General features: G+C 71.2%; 12 protein-coding genes. 3 read left to right on the forward strand and 9 right to left on the reverse strand.

Annotated features, from left to right (window positions below; translation table 11 throughout):
• Nucleotides 1-18: 18 nt before the first annotated feature.
• The 8 genes from topA to BLU20_RS13035 form a co-directional block, all read right to left on the reverse strand.
• Complete coding sequence (topA, locus tag BLU20_RS13000) at nt 19-2826, reverse strand: type I DNA topoisomerase (protein WP_083372782.1); 2808 nt, start codon at nt 2824-2826, stop codon at nt 19-21.
• 116 nt (nt 2827-2942) lie between these two features.
• Complete coding sequence (locus BLU20_RS13005) at nt 2943-3968, reverse strand: phosphatase PAP2 family protein (RefSeq protein ID WP_231959225.1); 1026 nt, start codon at nt 3966-3968, stop codon at nt 2943-2945.
• Between the two features lie 46 nt (nt 3969-4014).
• A complete protein-coding gene (locus BLU20_RS13010; RefSeq protein WP_083372783.1) occupies nt 4015-5121 on the reverse strand; it encodes an ABC transporter ATP-binding protein in 1107 nt (368 codons plus the stop codon).
• The gene (locus tag BLU20_RS13015) at nt 5118-6113 is read right to left on the reverse strand and encodes an ABC transporter permease (RefSeq protein WP_029252022.1); all 996 of its coding nucleotides are present in this window, start codon (nt 6111-6113) and stop codon (nt 5118-5120) included. Before BLU20_RS13015 ends, BLU20_RS13010 begins: the two co-directional genes overlap by 4 nt.
• Nucleotide 6114: 1 nt before the next feature.
• Nucleotides 6115-7095 (reverse strand): ABC transporter permease, encoded by a 981-nt coding sequence (locus BLU20_RS13020; protein WP_029252021.1) that lies wholly within the window; start codon nt 7093-7095, stop codon nt 6115-6117.
• Nucleotides 7092-8159, reverse strand: a complete 1068-nt coding sequence (locus BLU20_RS13025; protein WP_083373073.1) for an ABC transporter ATP-binding protein — start codon at nt 8157-8159, stop codon at nt 7092-7094. The genes BLU20_RS13020 and BLU20_RS13025 overlap by 4 nt, the downstream gene beginning before the upstream one ends.
• Before the next feature lie 116 nt (nt 8160-8275).
• Nucleotides 8276-9970 carry an ABC transporter substrate-binding protein gene (locus BLU20_RS13030; RefSeq protein WP_052366797.1) on the reverse strand — a complete coding sequence of 565 codons (1695 nt, stop codon included), beginning with the start codon at nt 9968-9970 and terminating at the stop codon, nt 8276-8278.
• 51 nt (nt 9971-10021) lie between these two features.
• Nucleotides 10022-12556: a beta-d-glucosidase gene (locus BLU20_RS13035; protein ID WP_231959226.1), complete on the reverse strand. Its 2535-nt coding sequence runs from the start codon at nt 12554-12556 to the stop codon at nt 10022-10024.
• Between the two features lie 135 nt (nt 12557-12691).
• Between BLU20_RS13035 and BLU20_RS13040 the strand changes: the two genes are divergently transcribed.
• Genes BLU20_RS13040 through BLU20_RS13050 form a run of 3 tightly spaced genes read left to right on the forward strand, consistent with a single transcriptional unit; the run spans nt 12692 to nt 15689 of the window.
• Nucleotides 12692-13402 (forward strand): TetR/AcrR family transcriptional regulator, encoded by a 711-nt coding sequence (locus BLU20_RS13040; RefSeq protein ID WP_083372784.1) that lies wholly within the window; start codon nt 12692-12694, stop codon nt 13400-13402.
• A 20-nt stretch (nt 13403-13422) separates the two neighbouring features.
• Nucleotides 13423-14178, forward strand: coding sequence for a response regulator transcription factor (locus BLU20_RS13045; protein ID WP_083372785.1), 756 nt, complete (start codon nt 13423-13425; stop codon nt 14176-14178).
• Nucleotides 14175-15689 carry a sensor histidine kinase gene (locus tag BLU20_RS13050; protein ID WP_231959228.1) on the forward strand — a complete coding sequence of 505 codons (1515 nt, stop codon included), beginning with the start codon at nt 14175-14177 and terminating at the stop codon, nt 15687-15689. Before BLU20_RS13045 ends, BLU20_RS13050 begins: the two co-directional genes overlap by 4 nt.
• Before the next feature lie 28 nt (nt 15690-15717).
• On the opposite strand, the gene BLU20_RS13055 is transcribed toward BLU20_RS13050, so the two are convergent.
• Nucleotides 15718-17346: a DUF7059 domain-containing protein gene (locus tag BLU20_RS13055; protein ID WP_083372786.1), complete on the reverse strand. Its 1629-nt coding sequence runs from the start codon at nt 17344-17346 to the stop codon at nt 15718-15720.
• Nucleotides 17347-17351: the final 5 nt, after the last annotated feature.

Raw genomic sequence — 17351 nt, forward strand, 5'->3', positions numbered from 1 at the left:
CTTCTCCACGGGACCGCGCTATTCCTTGGCCGCCGCCTTGGTCGACGCCGCCTTCTTGGCCGCGGGCTTCTTGGCGGTCGTCTTCTTGGCCGGAGCCTTCTTCTTCGCAGCAGGCTTCTTCTTGGGGCCCTGGGCCCGCTTCTCGGCCAGCAGCTCGAACGCACGCTCGGGCGTGATCGACTCGACCGTCAGCTCACGCGGGACGGTCCGGTTGGTCTCGCCGTCGGTGATGTACGCGCCGAACCGGCCGTCCTTGATGACGACGGGCTTCTCGGTCTCCGGGTCGGTGCCGATCTCGCGCAGCGGCGGTGCCGCTGTCCGGCCGCGCCCGCGCTTGGGCTGCTTGTACAGCTCCAGGGCCTCCTCGAGCGTGACCGTGAACATCGACTCCTCGTCGGGCAGCGTGCGCGAGTCCGTTCCCTTCTTCAGGTACGGGCCGTAGCGGCCGTTCTGCGCCGTGATCTCGACGTCGGTCTCCGGGTCCTTGCCGACGACGCGGGGCAGGGAGAGGATGCGCAGCGCGTCCTCGAGCGTCACGGACTCGAGCGTCATGTTCTTCAGCAGCGAGCCGGTCCGCGGCTTCGGGGCCGCGGCCTTCGCCTTCTTCTTCGCGGCGGCGGACAGGCTCGGGTCGATCTCGGGCTCCGGGAGCACCTCGGTGACGTACGGCCCGTAGCGGCCGGACTTCGCGACGATCGGGTGGCCGCTCTCCGGGTGCGTGCCGAGCTCCTTGCCGTCGTCGGCGCCCGCGGCGAGGAACTCCCGTGCCATGTCGAGCGTGAGCTCGTCGGGCGCGACGTCGTCGGGCACGGAGGCGCGCGGCGGGTTCTCCCCCTCCTTCACCTCGACGGCCAGGTCCTCGACGTACGGCCCGTAGCGGCCGACACGGAGCTGGACGCCCTCGCCGAGCGGGATCGAGTTGATCTCGCGCGCGTCGATGTCGCCGAGCTGCTCGATCAGGCCACGCAGGCCGCCGGAGTCGCGCGAGCCGCTGCCGTCGCCGCGGTAGAACTCCTCGAGCCACGCGACCCGGTCCCGCTCACCCGCGGCGATCGAGTCGAGGCCCGCCTCCATCGTGGCGGTGAAGTCGTAGTCGACGAGCCGGTCGAAGTGCTCCTCGAGCAGACGGACGACGGCGAACGCGACCCAGCTGGGGACCAGCGCCTGGCCGCGGGACAGGACGTAGCCGCGGTCCTGGATCGTGGAGATCGTGGACGCGTACGTCGAGGGTCGGCCGATGCCGAGCTCCTCGAGAGCCTTGACGATGCTGGCCTCGGTGTACCGGGGCGGGGCCGACGTCGAGTGCCCGTCGGCGGTGAGGTCCTCGCCGGTCAGCGCGTCGCCCTCGGACATCTGGGGCAGTCGCGCCTCGCCGGCCTTCTTGCCACCCTTGCCCGAGCCGCTCGTCACGGCCTCGACGGAGTCGTCGGCGTACCGGTCGACGTCGGAGGACTCCTCGTACGCCGCGAGGAACCCGCGGAACGTGATGACGGTCCCGGAGGCCGCGAACACGGCGTCCCCGTGGTCGGGCGTCGCGGCCGCCAGCCGGACGGACGCCGTCGAACCCTTGGCGTCGGCCATCTGCGAGGCGACCGTGCGCTTCCAGATCAGCTCGTAGAGCCGGAACTGGTCGCCGCTGATCTCGGAGGCGACCTGCGCGGGCGTCCGGAACGTGTCGCCCGCGGGACGGATCGCCTCGTGGGCCTCCTGCGCGCCCTTGGACTTGTTGGCGTACGTGCGCGGCTTCTGCGGCACGAAGTCCGCGCCGTAGAGCTCTGCGGCCTGACCGCGGGCCGCGTTCATGGCCTCGGTGGACAGCGCCGGCGAGTCCGTACGCATGTAGGTGATGTACCCGTTCTCGTACAGGCCCTGCGCCGTGCGCATCGCCTGGCGCGAGGTCATCCGCAGCTTGCGGCTGGCCTCCTGCTGCAGGGTCGAGGTGGTGAACGGTGCCGCCGGGCGTCGCGTGTACGGCTTGGTCTCCAGGCTGCGGACGGTGAACGAGGACCCGTCGAGCCCGGCCACCACGGCGCGGGCCGTCGCCTCGTCGAGGTGGCTCACACCCTTGGCCGACGACTTGAGCAGGCCCCGGTCGTCGAAGTCGCGACCGGACGCGACCCGGGTGCCGTCGAGCTCGACCAGACGTGCCCCGAAGGCCGTCCCCGCGTCGTCGTGCGTGGTGTCCGCGAGGGAGAACGACCCGGTCACGTCCCAGTACTCCGCGGAGACGAACGCCATGCGCTCGCGCTCGCGCTCGACCACGAGGCGGGTGGCGACGGACTGCACGCGACCCGCACTGAGGCCCTGACGGACCTTGCGCCACAGCACCGGGGAGACCTCGTAGCCGTAGAGCCGGTCGAGGATCCGCCGGGTCTCCTGGGCGTCGACCAGGTCCGTGTCCAGCTCACGGGTGTTCTCGAGCGCGCGGGTGATCGCGTCCTTGGTGATCTCGTGGAACACCATGCGCTTGACCGGCACCTTGGGCTTGAGCGCCTCGATCAGGTGCCACGCGATGGCCTCGCCCTCGCGGTCCTCGTCGGTGGCGAGGTAGAGCTCGTCGGCGTCCTTGAGGTAGCGCTTGAGCTCGGCGACCTTCTTCTTCTTGTCGCCGTAGACGGAGTAGTACGGGTCGAAGCCGTTGTCGACGTCGACGGCGAACTTGCCGTACGGGCCCTTCTTCATCTCCGTCGGCATCTCCGACGGCTGCGGAAGGTCACGGATATGGCCGACGCTGGCCTCGACGACGTAGTCGTCCCCGAGATAGCCCTGGATCTTGCGGGCCTTGGCGGGCGACTCGACGATCACGAGCTTGCGTCCTGCGGGCATCCGTTCCTGCTCCCTTGGGTTGTGCGACGGGCGTCGAGCCCGTACGCATGCTGTGGCAGAACCCGACGGTACGCCACCTGGTCCGGCCGTGTTGCCGTTCGTGGACGGCTTGCACACTACTGGTGGCGAGCCACCTGTGCCGCCGCGCCCGGATGTCCGGTCGCCTGGCGCAGCACCAGCATGAGGCCGAACGCGACCGCGGTGCACCCGATGACCCCGAACGCGCCCCCGACGTAGGCCACCGTCTGCGGCTCCTGCCACGGCGCAGCCGCGAGGACCCGCTCGAGCGCGAGACCGGCGCCCGCGAGCGCCGCGCCGCCACCGACCCAGAGCAGCACGGCGGTGGTCCAGGACCCGGCGCCGACCGTCGGCTCGGAGGGGCTGACGCGGTCCAGCCCCGAGGCGGGGGTGAAGGCGAGGACGATCCCCGTCCACGCGAGGACGACGAGCACCGCCGCGATCACGTCGCTGGGCCGGTGCCACTGCCCCACCAGCGTCGACACCCCCGTCGCGGCGGTGTAGCCGGCTCCGAGGAGCGCCGTGAGCGGGCGACCCCTGCGCGGTACGACGAGGAGGAGCGCGACGGCGACCGAGGCCGCGACGGTGGTGTGCCCGCTCGGCAGGGTGTTGCCCGAGTCCCAGGTGCCGAGGAGGTTCGTGCGGTCGAGGACGACGTGCTTGAGGAGCTGCGTCGTCACGTTGGCCCCGGCCACGAGGAAGGCGACCTGGATCGCGAGCGCCCACCGGCGTCGGACGAGCGCGATGCCCATCGCGGCTCCGACTCCGAGGACGACGAACGAGATCGAGACGACGTCGAGGACGGGCTCGGCGACGCGCCAGAGCCTGCCCTGGCCGTACGTCGCCCCCTCGAACGCGGCCCAGTCGGCGCGCTGACCGTCGTAGGTGCCGACGAAATACCTCCACACGACCCACACGAGAACGGCGGCCGCGATCCCCGCCACCCCGGCGAGGACGCGCGCCGCGACGCTTCCGGCGGCGGGCTCGAGGGGTTGCAGCGGGACGCTTCCCGAGGGCGACGCGGCTCGCTGCGGGCGCGCGGTCCCGGCCCCGGGGAGCGGGACCGTGGGTGGCAGCTCACCGGGCATGCCGTTCGACCCGGACGGGCCGGAAGGTGTGGTCATGCGATCACCGTAGGCCACCATGCTGGCTCGTCGCTGGGACACGCGACTACCGTCGTGCGAGCTCCTCGGGGAGAGGTTGCGGGTCGAACCCGGCCTCGACGACGGAGCGCGTGTCGTGCCGCAGGCAGGCCACGCGCCGGAAGGGGGCGTCCCCGGGAACGCCGGTCTCCGCCAGTTCCGGGACCACGTGAGCACAGGCGTCGTACGCGAAGGCGCACCGGGCGCGGAACGGGCATCCCGTGGGAAGGCGGGCGAGATCTGGCGGCGACCCGGGGATCCCGCCCAGCTCACGACGAGGCCCCCGCAACGGCGGGAACGAGTGCAGGAGCGCATCGGTGTACGGGTGACGGGGCCGCCGGTAGACGTCCTGGGCGGCTGCCTCCTCGACGATCTCCCCGGCGTACATGATCGCGATCCGGTCGGCGATCTCGATCAGCAGGGAGACGTCGTGGGTGATGAAGATGACGGCGAAGCCGAGACGTTCGCGCAGCTCGGCGATCTGCTCGACGATCTGCCGCTGCATCACCACGTCGAGGGCTGTCGTCGGCTCGTCCATGATCAGGACCTGCGGGTCCAGGGACAGCGCCATGGCGATCATCACGCGCTGACGCATGCCGCCCGACAGCTGGTGCGGAAAGTCCCGACGGCGGTCGGGCGAGATGCCCACCATCTCCAGCATCGCGGCAGCCCGCTCCGTCGCGTCGGCCCGGCGCATGCCCGGCGAGTGGGCGAGGATCCCGTCGGCGATCTGTCGTCCGATCCGGAAGACGGGGTTCAGGGAGTTCATGGCTCCCTGGAAGACGATCGCCATGTCCCGCCATCTCGAGGCACGCAGGGCGGCGTCGTCGAGCGCGAGGATGTCCGACCTCGTGCCGTCCCGGTCCGTGAACCACACCTGCCCGCCCGTCACGAGACCGGGCGGCGGCAGCAGCCGGGTCGCTCCGTAGGCGAGCGTCGACTTGCCGCAGCCGGACTCTCCCGCGAGGCCGAGGACCTCGCCCCGGTGAAGGGTCAGCGAGGCCTGACGCAGCACATGGGTCGGGTCGGAGCCGTACCCGTAGTCGACCGAGAGGTTCCTGATCTCGAGCACCGGTTCACCGGTGCGGGCGTCCCCCTCCCGAGGGGCTGTGCGTGGGATTGCGGACGTGCTCATGCGCGGTCCTCCTGCGCCTCGTGCACGACCGGCGTGAAGCCGACGCGCGGACGGATCTTTCGACGTCGCAGCGACCGTGCGTGCATTCCGGTGCTCCGAAGTCGGGGGTTGACGAACTCGTCGATGCCGAAGTTGATCAAGGTCAGCGCCATGCCGAGTCCTGCGATGCAGAGGCCGGCCGGGACGAACCACCACCAGGCCCCCCGCTGGAGGGCGAGGTTGTTCTGGGCCCAGAAGAGCACGGTCCCCCAGTTCCAGGTGTCGAGCGGGAGGATCCCGATGAACGAGAGCGTGATCTGCGAGAGCACCGCGAACGTCACGGTCCCGACGAAGCCGGCCGCGATGATCGCCGTCAGGTTCGGCAAGATCTCGGCCAGCACGATCCGCCACGTCCGCTCGCCGTTCGCCCGTGCGGCCTCGATGAAGTCGCGCCGTCGCAGGGAGAGCGTCTGGGCGCGCAGGACCCTCGCTCCCCACGCCCACCCGGTCGCGGCTATCACGAGTGCGACGGTCAGCCCGCCCGCCGTCGGCAGCTGCCCGGCGATGATGATGATGAGGGGCAGCTGCGGGATGACGAGGAAGACGTTCGCGAGCGCCGAGAGCGTCTCGTCGCCGACCCCGCCCACGAATCCGGCCGTGACCCCGACGACGACGCCGATGAAGGTCGCCGCGACACCGGCCACGAACCCGACGACCAGCACGCTCCGGGTCCCCACGACGAGCTGCGACAGCACGTCACGCCCGAGGTGGTCGGTACCCAGCCAGTGGGAGCCCGAGGGCGGTTGCACGAGGTCCGGCGAGATCTGGTTGGGGTCGTACGGGGCGATCCAGGGACCGACGATCGCGAGCACGGCGAAGAAGCCGAGAATCGCCAGTCCGGTGATCGCCTTCGAGTTGCGCAGGAAGAGCAGGTTCTTCTGTCGGGCTCTCTTCGGCCGTCCCGAGGTCTCGAGATCCGGGATCTGCTCGACGAGCGTCGTGTCCGTCGTCATCTCATGCCTCCTGGCGGGTGCGCGGGTCGAGTGCGGCGTAGACGAAGTCGGCGACGATGTTCGCCGCGAGCACGGAGAGCGTGATCACCAGGAAGCAGCCCTGCATCAGCGGGTAGTCCTGCGTGGATACCGCCTGGTAGAGGGTGTAGCCGATCCCCTGGTACGAGAAGACCATCTCCATGATCAGCGTGCCCCCGACGATGAAGCCGAGGGACAGGGCGAAGCTGGAGATCTGCGGGAGGATCGCGTTGCGAGCCGCGTAGCCGAACATGACCTTGCGGCCCGGGAGCCCCTTCGCGTGGGCGACGGTCACGTAGTCCTCCGACGAGACGGTCACCATCATGTTCCGCATCCCGAGGATCCACCCGGCCACGGACGCGAGGACGACGGTCAGCGCGGGGAGGAACCCGTAGTAGATGACGGACCCGACGAACTCCCAGCTCCACCCCGGGATGAGTCCCCGGTCATAGCTCCCGCTCGAGGGAAACCAGCCCAGCGTCACCGAGAACACCGTGATGGCGATGAGCCCGAGCCAGAAGTAGGGCACCGCGGAGAAGAACGTCGTGATGGGGAGCAGCGCGTCCGCCCACGTACCGCGGCGCCAGCCGATCGCCATGCCGAGGCCGGTGCCCAACACGAACGCGATGATCGTCGCGATACCGACCAGCCCGACCGTCCAGGGCAGCGACTGCCGGACGATGTCGGCGACGGGCGTCGGGAAGAACGTGAACGAGAGCCCCAGGTCGCCCTGGAAGAGCAGTCGCCAGTACTCGACGTACTGCTGCCAGACGTTCGTGTCCTGGTCGAGCCCGAAGAGCACACGGATCGAGTTCTCGGCGCTCGAGTCGATCCGACCCTGCATGCGCCCCATCAGTGCGGTGACCGGGTCCCCCGGCATCATCCGGGGAATCAGGAAGTTGATCGTGACGGCGGCCCACGCCGTGACGACGTAGAAGGCGAGTCGTCGGGTCAGGAACTTCATGACGCCGCCCCCTCTCCCGGCGACGACGTCCGGCTGCCGTAGGCCTCGAGCACGGAGCCGAGGCGGGGCCGGTCCGAGCGGTCGGAGTAGCCCCAGCAGGCCGCTGCCCGGCCGTCACCGACGTCGAGCAGCTCCGGGACCTCCTCGCGGCACAGGTCGGTCGCGAACGGGCATCGGGTGTTGAACCGGCAGCCGGGCGGCGGCGAGACGAGGCTCGGAGCCTCGCCGTGCGCCCCGCGCGCCCGCGTGCTCATGTCGTCGGGGTCCGGGGCCGAGCCCACGAGGAGCTGCGTGTAGGGATGCCTCGGGTCCTGCGTCACGGACTCCGAGTCACCGACCTCGACCACGCGTCCCGCGTACATCACCATCGTGCGGTCGGCGAAGTAGCGCGCCGACGCGATGTCGTGCGTGATGTAGAGGATCGCGATCCCCATCCGGTCACGCAGGTCCCGGAGGAGGTTGAGGATTCCCAGGCGGATCGAGACGTCCAGCATCGAGATCGGCTCGTCGGCGAGCAGCACCTCCGGGTCCGCGGCGAGCGCCCTGGCGATGGCCACGCGCTGCCGCTGACCTCCTGAGAGCTCGTGGGGGTACTTGTCGACGTACCGCTCAACGGGTGCAAGGTGCACCCGCTCGAGCAGCTCGGCGAGGGCCTCCTCGAGCGCCTCGCCCCGGAGCCTGCCTCGATGGATCCGCAGGCTCCGGGTCAGGATGTAGCGCACCGTGTGGACCGGGTTCAGCGAGCCGAACGGGTCCTGAAAGATCATCTGGACCCGGCCGACGTACCGGCGGAACGCGCGACGGCCACCGCCGGTGACGTCGCGGCCGTCCAGCTCGATCGTCCCCCCCGTGGCGGGCATCAGCCGGGCGAGCAGACGCGCGACGGTGGACTTGCCCGAGCCGGACTCCCCCACCAGCGCGACGACGCTTCCCGCATGCAGCTCCAGGTCGACGTCGTCGACCGCGTGCACGACCTTCTTCGACCGAAGGCCCCGGACGGGGAAGTGCTTCTGCAGGCCGACGACGCGCAGGGCAGGCGGGTCGACGCTGGACGGTGCGGGCATGAACATCACCTTGATCGGGACGGCCGGCAAAGCCGGCGACGGAGCGGCACCACGTGGCGCCCTGGCTGTGGTCGAGAGGTGCGGTGCGACGGCCGGGCCGTCGCACCGCGACACCCCTAGTCGGTCGCGACCTCGAGGTTCATGACGATCTCGGCGGCCTGCGGACCCGTGGGCTGCGCCTGGTTGTACGGGTCGTCCTCCGACGGCCACCCGGTGTAGTTGAGCGACGAGTACTGTGCCGTCGCCGGCCGCGACCAGATGGCGATCGCCGGCACCTCGTCGACGAAGACCTGCTGGACGGTGTCCATCGCCTCGTTGCGGGTCTCGTCGTCGGTGGCGCTGGCGTAGTCGGCGAGCGCCGCCGTCACGTCGTCGTTCTGGAAGCGCCCGAAGTTCCAGTTCGCGGGTTCGCCGAGCGGCACGTACTGGCCGCCGTCCATGATGTCGGCGTACATGTCCCACGGGGTAGCGCCTCCGTCGGTCCAGTGCAGGCTCGCGTCGAAGTTGCCCGGCGGGATGATGTCGGCGAACCAGCCGTCCTGGTTCGCCGGCTGGACGGTGGCCTCCGCACCGAGCTCCGCCGCCGCTGTCTTGATCAGGTCGAGCGCCGTCAGGTAGTCGTTCCAGCCGGCCGGGTTCGTCAGCTCGAAGGCGACCGGCTCGCCGTCGGGGTCGACGAGCGACTCACCGACGCCGGTGTAGCCGGCCTCGTCGAGGAGAGCCTTCGCCCCCTCGACGTCGACGGCGTAGTCCTGCCCCTCGAGGTCCGACGCGAGGAAGTCCTCGCCGGCCGGCATCGGCATGCCCGAGACGCTCGTCAGCGCGGGGTTCACCCCGGAGGTCGCGATGTCGACCAGCTGCTGGCGGTCGACCACCATGTTGAGCGCCCTGCGGAAGGCGATGTCGTCGAACGGCTTCTGCTCGTTGTTGAGGAAGAGCGCGTCGATCCCGAGCCCGGCGGCCGCGTACTGGTGGTAGTGCTCCGGGTCCTGGGCGATGTAGACGTTCTCGTAGTCGGCGATGAACGTCCACCCCCACTGCGCCTCGCCCGTCGTGAGCGCGGTCGTCAGCGCGTTGTTGTCGTTGTACGAGGAGTACCGGATCTCCGGGACGGCCGGGGTCCCACCCCAGTAGTCCGGGTTCGCGACGACAGTGGCGGCCTGCGGCGTCCACGACTCCAATGTCATGGGACCTGTTCCGACAGGGTCGGTGTTCTCGAACGTCGTCGGGTCCTCGACGTCCTTCCAGAGGTGCTCAGGGACGATCAGGAGGTCGTAGAGCTTGGTCTGGTTGACGAACTGCGGGGCCGAGAAGGTCACGGTCACCGTCGATCCGTCGGTCGAGACGTCCTCGTACGGCAGTGCCGCCGTGTTGAGCCCCTCGAACTCCTTCCGCAGGTTGATCGAGAAGGCGACGTCGTCCGCGGTGAACTCCTCGCCGTCCGACCACGTCACTCCCTCGCGCGGGGTGATCGTCGCCTCGGTGAAGTCCTCGTTCCAGTCGACGGACTCGGCGAGCCAGGGCTTCGGGTCGTCGGACGGGATCGCGTCGTTGACCATCATCAGCGGCTCGTAGATGACGAAGGCGTACCCGAGAGACAGGGCGGACGATCCCGTGGCGAAGGGACTCTGGTTCTCCGTCTGTGTGCCGTTGGGCATGCCGACCGTGAGCACCTCGCCCTGAGAGACGGCGCCGTCGGCGTTCGTCGTGTCGTCGGCCGACTCGTCACCTCCTCCCGAGCATGCGGTCACGGTGAACAGGGTGGTCGCCGCAGCGAGGGCGACGAGCGGCATGAGCTTGCGATTCTTCACGAGTGCCTCCTTGCACTGATGTCGTCCACGGGGTCGTCCCCGCGAGCGGTCCTACGGGTTGTTCGGGGACAGGGGCGGTACACCCACCGTCAGGCGAAGGTCTCGGACCGACCGACCGACACGAAGCGTGTGACGACCGACGGGCGTGACCCAGGTGTCGACGGACCAGACCTGGAACACACGGAGCGGAACGCGGACACGTGCCGTCGCCGACTCTCCCGGATCGACGTCGACGACCGTGAAGCCGCCGAGCCACCGCCGCGGGCGGTCGTCCTGCGACCCCGGCGGGGGCTCGACGTAGACCTGGACGACCTCTCGGCCCGAGCGCTCGCCGTCGTTGCGGATCGTGACGTCCACCGTGACGTCGCCCGGGTGATCCGGATCGACGACGAGCGTGACGCCGTCGTACGACCAGGTGGTCCACCCCAGTCCGTGGCCGAAGCACGCGGCCGGTGTCAGACCGTCGCGCTCCCAGGCGCGGTAGCCGACGTGGACGCCCTCCGCGTACTCGACGATCCCGTCGACGGGTGTCGCGTGGGGCACGGGGACGTCCGACGCTCGCGCGGGCAACGTCCACGGAAGCCGGCCCGACGGTTCGGTCTGTCCGGTCAGCACGTCAGCGAGCGCCGCACCGCCTTCCTGGCCGGGCAGCCAGGCCCACAGCACGGACGGCGCGTCATCGAGCCACGGCAGCAGGACGGGCGCCCCGGCGTTGACCACGACGACGGTGCGCGGATTCGCGGCGACGACCCGCCGGACGAGCTCGTCCTGGTTTCCCGGCAGGTCGAGCGACGTGCGGTCGAACCCCTCGGACTCCACCTCCTCGGTGGTGCCGACGACGACGACCGCCAGGTCGGCGGCCCTCGCGGCCTCGACCGCCTGCGCCATCACCTCGTCGTCGCCCGGCCCTGGCAGCCGGTGGACGAGGGCAGCGCGGACGAACGAGTCGTATCCGACCGGATGGACCACCTGGAGCTCGGCGGCCAGCACCACGTCGGTCGGCTCGTCGACGTCGATCACCACCGTGGTGGCGACCGGGTGGTTGTGACCGCTGCTGAGGATGATCTCCTCGGCGACGACGACGTCTCCGGCACAGACGAGCTGGCCGTCGACGAGGACACGGTGCACCCCGACGGTGCCGGCGCCGAGCGCGTGGCGTCCGGGCTCGGCCAGGTGGACGGAGGTCGTGAGTCGCAGGGTGCGGGCCTCCGGTACGACCTCGGCGAACCACCCGTTCCATTCGTCGTGGACGACGGACGACAGGACGTGCCCGTCGGCGGAGAGCAGCTCGATCCGTACGCCGGGCAGCCCGCTCTCGGGGTCGGTGCATCGAGCGCCGACGTCGAGCGCGGGCGGGTTCTGCCGGGCCCTGGCGCCCGGATGGACGTCGACCCGCGTCGCCGGCAGCGCCGCCTGCAGCTCGGACGGCAGGTGCGTCACGTGGTCCGGTCGGACGAAGGAGGACCCGCCGCCCTGGAGGAAGAGCTCGGCCGCGTTCGGTCCGACCAGGGCGATCCTCCGCGCGTTCCGCACACCCGTCGGGATCAGCCGCGGGTCGTCCTTGAGCACGACGACGGAGCGGGCGGTGACCTCCCTCAGGATGCTCTGCGGCGGTGGCGCAGCGTCGCACGGTCGCTCGCCGACCGCGTCGGGCCAGGCAGTGCCGGCCGGTGCCGCCGCAGCGTCGGCACCGGCCAGCGCGCCGACCCGCTCCGCGAGGAGCAGGATCCTGGAGACCTTCTCGTCGAGCTCGGCCTCGGTGACCTCGCCCGCCGCCACCGCGTCGTGCAACCCGACTCCCCACGGACCATCCGGGCCCGGCATCTGCAGATCGAGACCGCCGCGGACGGCGGGCAGGACCGACTTAGTCGCGACCCAGTCGCTCACGACCACGCCGTCGAAGCCCCACTCGTCCTTGAGGACTCCGGTCAGCAGCGGGCGGTGCTCGAGCGCCGGTGCAGCGACGCCGCCGACGTCGACGCCGGAGTACGCCCCCATGACGGACCACGCGCCCGCCTCACGGACGAGCCGTTCGAAGGGCGGGAGATACACCTCGCGCAGGGCACGCGCCTCGACCCGAGCGACGTACCTGGTCCGGTCGGTCTCGGAGTCGTTGGCGACGAAGTGCTTCACGCACATGCCCACGCCGCGCTCCTGTGCCGCGCTCACGACGGCGACGGCGATCTCGGCGGTCAGGTGCGGATCCTCCGAGTAGCACTCGAAGTGCCTGCCGCCGACCGGGGTCCGTTGGAGGTTGACCTGGGGTGCCAGGACGACGTCGACCCCGTGACGACGCGCCTCGGACGCGAAGAGCGCGCCGACACGCCACGCGAGCTCTCGGTCCCACGTCGCCGACAGCGCGCTCGGCGCGGGGAGCATCGCGGAGCGTACCGACTCGTCCGTGCTGGTCCCGCGCACGCCGACCGGACCGTCGGAGAGAGCGATCGGCCGGAGCCCGACCCTCGGCAGGCCACGGGTGGTCCACATGTCCCGGCCGACGACCAGGGAGATCTTCTCCTCGAGCGTGAGGGCGCCGAGCACCGATCGCGCAAGCAGGCCGGTCTCGGGCCTCGTCCGGGTCGACACGCATGTACTCCTTGACGTCGTTGTCTTCGGCTTCGTCCGGGCATTTGCTGACTACCCAGTAAGTGACTGTGCTCACATAGAACCACACTTACTGACGAGTTAGTAAGTTGATCTAGATCACAGTATGGTTGCGACATGGAATCGACCACAGCCGCCGAGGAGAGGCCCGCCTCAGGCACAGCCCGCGCGCGGCGCCCGCGGGCTGCGACCGCAGAACGCCGGGAGGAGATCCTCAGCGCCGCCATGCGAACCTTCGGGTCTCGCGGCTACCACAACGGCTCCCTCGCCGAGGTCGCCGAACAGGTCGGGATCACCCATGCCGGCGTCCTGCACCACTTCGGGTCCAAGGACCGCCTGCTCATCGCCGTGCTCGAGTTCCGCGACCGCGTCGACGTCGAGCACCTCGAGGGGCAGCACATTCCCGAGGGACTGGAGCTCTTCCGTCACCTCGTGCGCACCGCGCGGATGAACGAGGACCGCCCGGGTATCGTCCAGGCGTACACCGCGATCACCGGCGAGTCCGTGACCGACGGGCATCCGGCGGCCGAGTGGGTCACGGAGCGGTTCCGGGTACTTCGAGAGTCGATCGGCACCGCCCTGTCCGAGGTCGCGGCGGAGCGGAGCGTCGAGGTCGACCTCGACCGCGCGACGCTCGACCGCGCCGCGAGCGCCATCATCGGCGTGATGGACGGCCTGCAGAGCCAGTGGCTCCTCGACCCGGAGGCCGTCCGGCTCGCGGACAGCACCGCGTTCGCCATCGAGGCGATCATGAGCGCGACGCTTGCCGGCAGCGCACGGGCGACCCTCCCCCTCGCCCAACCGGAAGAGCACACAGGGGACTCATAGACCCCGCACAGGCAGACTCGATGTCGGGGGGCGACGATGGATCCGTGGCCATCGACAACCTCACCCGCCCCGACGGCAGCCCCCTGCGCGTCCTCGTCGTCGACGACGAGCCGAACCTCGCCGAGCTCCTCACCTCGGCCCTGCGCTACGAGGGGTGGGACATCTCGACGGCGCTCGACGGCCAGACCGCGGTGCGGCTGGCCCGCGAGGTGGACCCCGACGTCGTCGTGCTCGACGTGACGCTGCCCGACATCGACGGGCTGACGGTGCTGCAGCGGATGCGCGCGCACTCCCCCGACGTCCCCGTGCTCTTCCTCACGGCGCGCGACTCGGTGGAGGACCGGGTGGCGGGCCTGACGGCCGGGGGTGACGACTACGTCACCAAGCCGTTCAGCCTCGAGGAGGTCGTCGCCCGCCTCCGCGCGCTCATGCGACGGGCCGGGGCGAGCGCCGCCCGCTCGGACGCGACCGTCGTCGTCGGCGACCTCGTGATGGACGAGGACTCCCACGAGGTCACCCGCGGGGGTGAGGAGATCCACCTCACGGCCACCGAGTTCGAGCTCCTGCGCTTTCTGATGCGCAACCCACGACGCGCGCTGTCGAAGGCACAGATCCTCGACCGCGTCTGGGCCTACGACTTCGGCGGGCAGGCGAACATCGTCGAGCTCTACATCTCCTACCTGCGGCGCAAGATCGACGCGGGCCGCGAGCCGATGATCCACACGCTGCGAGGGGTCGGCTACGTGCTCAAGCCCGCGGCGACGGACACCCCGTGACCGAGCGCTCCCGTCGTGCGGTGACGCTGCGCCGCCGACTGGTCGGCGTGCTGATCGTCCTGCTGCTCGCGTTCTCCGCGGCGCTGGCGTTCGCCTCCGCGGTCGCCATCCGCGACAACCTCTACAGCCAGCTCGACAGCGAGCTGCACGCGGCGAGCGAGCGCGCCGTACGGTTCCCGCTCGACAACGCCGGGGGCGGCAACGGCGACGGCGCCGGGACACTCGGACCGCCACCCGGACAGAACGCCGGGACCATCAACATGATCGTCGTCGACGGGACCGCGAACGGCGGCTACGTGAACACGAGCGGAACCTGGGTGGCCCTGACCGACGAGCAGGCCGACGCGCTGTCCGAGGTGAGCACCGACGGCGCGGCGCACGACGTCGCGGTCCCCGACCTCGGCGACTACCGCGCCGTCGCCGAGTCCGTCGGCACCCCGGACGGAGCGGGCCCCGGCGAGGACTCGCAGGACGGCATGACGGTGGTCACCGCGATGAGCACGTCGACCGTCAGCAGCGTCGTCTCGCAGTTCGTCCTCGTCGAGGTCCTGCTCGCGGCGATCGGCGTGGTGATCGCCGGCCTCGTCGGGGCATGGCTCGTCCGCCGCAACCTGCGTCCGCTCGAGGCCGTCGCCGGCGCCGCGGCGCGTGTCTCCGAGCTTCCGCTGGACCGTGGCGAGGTGGCCGAGATCCCCCGCGTCGACGAGTCGCTCGCCGACGAGCGGACCGAGGTCGGCCAGGTGGGCGCCGCGCTCAACCGGATGCTCGACCACGTCGAGACGTCGCTGACCGCCCGCCACGACTCCGAGACCCAGGTCCGGCAGTTCGTCGCCGACGCCTCCCACGAGCTCCGCACACCGCTCGCCTCGATCCGCGGGTACTCCGAGCTCGTCCGGCGCTCGCCCGACGAGGTGGCCCCGGACACCCAGCGCGCGCTCGACCGCATCGAGTCCGAGGCGGCACGCATGGGTTCCCTGGTCGAAGACCTGCTGCTGCTCGCCCGACTGGACGCAGGGCGCCCTCTCGTCCGCGAGCCCGTCGACCTCTCCATCCTCGCCGTCGACGCCGTCACGGACGCCCACGCGGCCGGGGCGGACCACCAGTGGGAGCTCGACCTGCCCGGCGGCCCCGACGACGCCCCCGACCTCGTCGTCCTCGGCGACGAGATGCGCCTGCGCCAGGTGTTCACCAACCTCGTCGGCAACGCCCGCGTGCACACGCCGGCCGGGACCCGGGTCGTCGTCGGGCTCCGCGCCGCGGGCGACGACGTCGTCGTGACGGTCACGGACGACGGCCCGGGCATCCCCGCCGAGCAGATCCCGCACCTCTTTCAGCGCTTCAGCCGTGGCAACGCCGGCCGCACGGGGGCCACCGTCTCGACGGGCCTCGGCCTCGCGATCGCCGAGGCGGTCGTTCAGGCGCACCACGGCCGGGTCCGTGTGACGTCGGTGACCGACCCGGGCGCCGAGACCGGCACCGTGTTCGAGGTCCGTCTGCCCGCGCAGACGTAGTCCCGGACCGTCGCGAAGGACGCCGGGCTCAGGCCCGGGGATCCGCCGGAAGCGGGGCCAGGAAGCCGTCGCGGACGAGGTTCCGGACGGCGGGCAGCAGCTCCGCGGCGAGCTCGTCGGCGCGGACCTCGAAGAGCGCGGCGAGCGCGCCGACGATCTGCCCGACACCCAGCTCTCCGTCGCACACCCCGACCAGCGCGGCGAGCGGAGACGACGCGTGAATGCCGCGCCCGAGCCCGTCGCCCTGCCGCACGATCACAATGTTCGGGTCCTGGGCGCCCGGGGTCAGGTAGCGCTCCTCCGTGACGTCCCCCGCGACGACGAGGTGCGCGGCCGCCAGCTCCGCGTCGTCGCGCGCGGCGAGCCAGTCGTGCGCGGCCAGCGAGGCCGCCATGTGGGCGCCGAGCGGCTGCCGGATCGAACCCGTGTGCTGCTCCAGTCGCCGCAGCCGCCCTCCGGTCCGACCCTCGGAGGGACGGCGCAGGGTGACGATCCCGAAGCCGACCGACTCGACGTCACGGGCCGCGAAGTCGTCGAGCCACGCGCCGTAGGCGGCGTCCCACGCGGCAGGGTCTCGCTCCCGCGAGCTGCCGCCGTCGCGGATCCAGGTCTCTGCGTACTCGGCCGGGTCGAGTGCCTCGCGCTGGATCACCCAGCCGTCGAGCCCCGACTCGTCGAGCCACGCACCGACCCGCTCGGTCCAGTCCTCGCCGCGTCGCTGCTCCCAGTTGCCGAGCATCTGCGCCACGCCGCCCGGGGCCAGGACAGACCCGACGCCCGTGATCAGGGAGCGGACGACGTCGTCCCCCGCCTGACCACCGTCGCGGTACTCGTAGTCAGGGACGGCCTCTGCTCCCGACCCGCGGCCCGCGCGGGGCGTGATCACGAAGGGCGGGTTGGACACCACGAGGTCGAACAGCTCGCCGGCGACCGGCTCGAGCATCGACCCCTCGCGGAGCTCGACCACCCCCGGGTCGACGCCATCGAGCAGCGCGTTGAACCGGGCGAACCCGAGCGCGCGACGTGAGATGTCCGTTCCGACGACGTGGCTCGCGTGCCGGGAGGCGTGCAGGGCCTGGATCCCCGAACCGGTCCCGAGGTCCAGGACCCGGTCGACCGGAGTGCGCACCGTGACCTGCGCGAGGGTCGCCGCCGCCCCGCCGGCGCCCAGCACGTGGTCGGCGCGCAGACGCCGCCCCGTCTGGAGCTCGCGCAGGTCGGAGGCGAGCCACCACGACACCGGGCCCTCGGCGTCGGTCGCGGCATACGGGCGCAGCTCGACGCGGGCGCGGACCGCGTCCTCCGGGCCGCCGCCAGAGCGCTCCACCAGACCGAGCCGCACCGCGCCCTCGAGCCCCACCGAGGGCAGAGCCGTCTCGACCGTGGCGGCCGCGATGTCGTCGCCGAGGAGGAACAGCGCGGTGAGGGCCGCTTGCCGCTCGGTCCCCGACGCGCGGCCGCCGTCGAGGACGGTGCGCGTGGCCCGGCGCGCCGGCAACGGCTGCTCCCGGTCGAGCGCCGCGGCGGCGAGCGGGCCCAGCAGGGACTCGACGCCGTCGACCGTGAAGTCGGCCGAGCCGAGGTCGTCGCGCAGCGCCGCGACGAGCGCGGCGTCCGAGCTGTCGGGGACGGTGGGATCAGGAACCGGGTTGGCCATGTCTC

Source organism: Paraoerskovia marina (assembly GCF_900105445.1).
Lineage (GTDB): Bacteria > Actinomycetota > Actinomycetes > Actinomycetales > Cellulomonadaceae > Paraoerskovia > Paraoerskovia marina.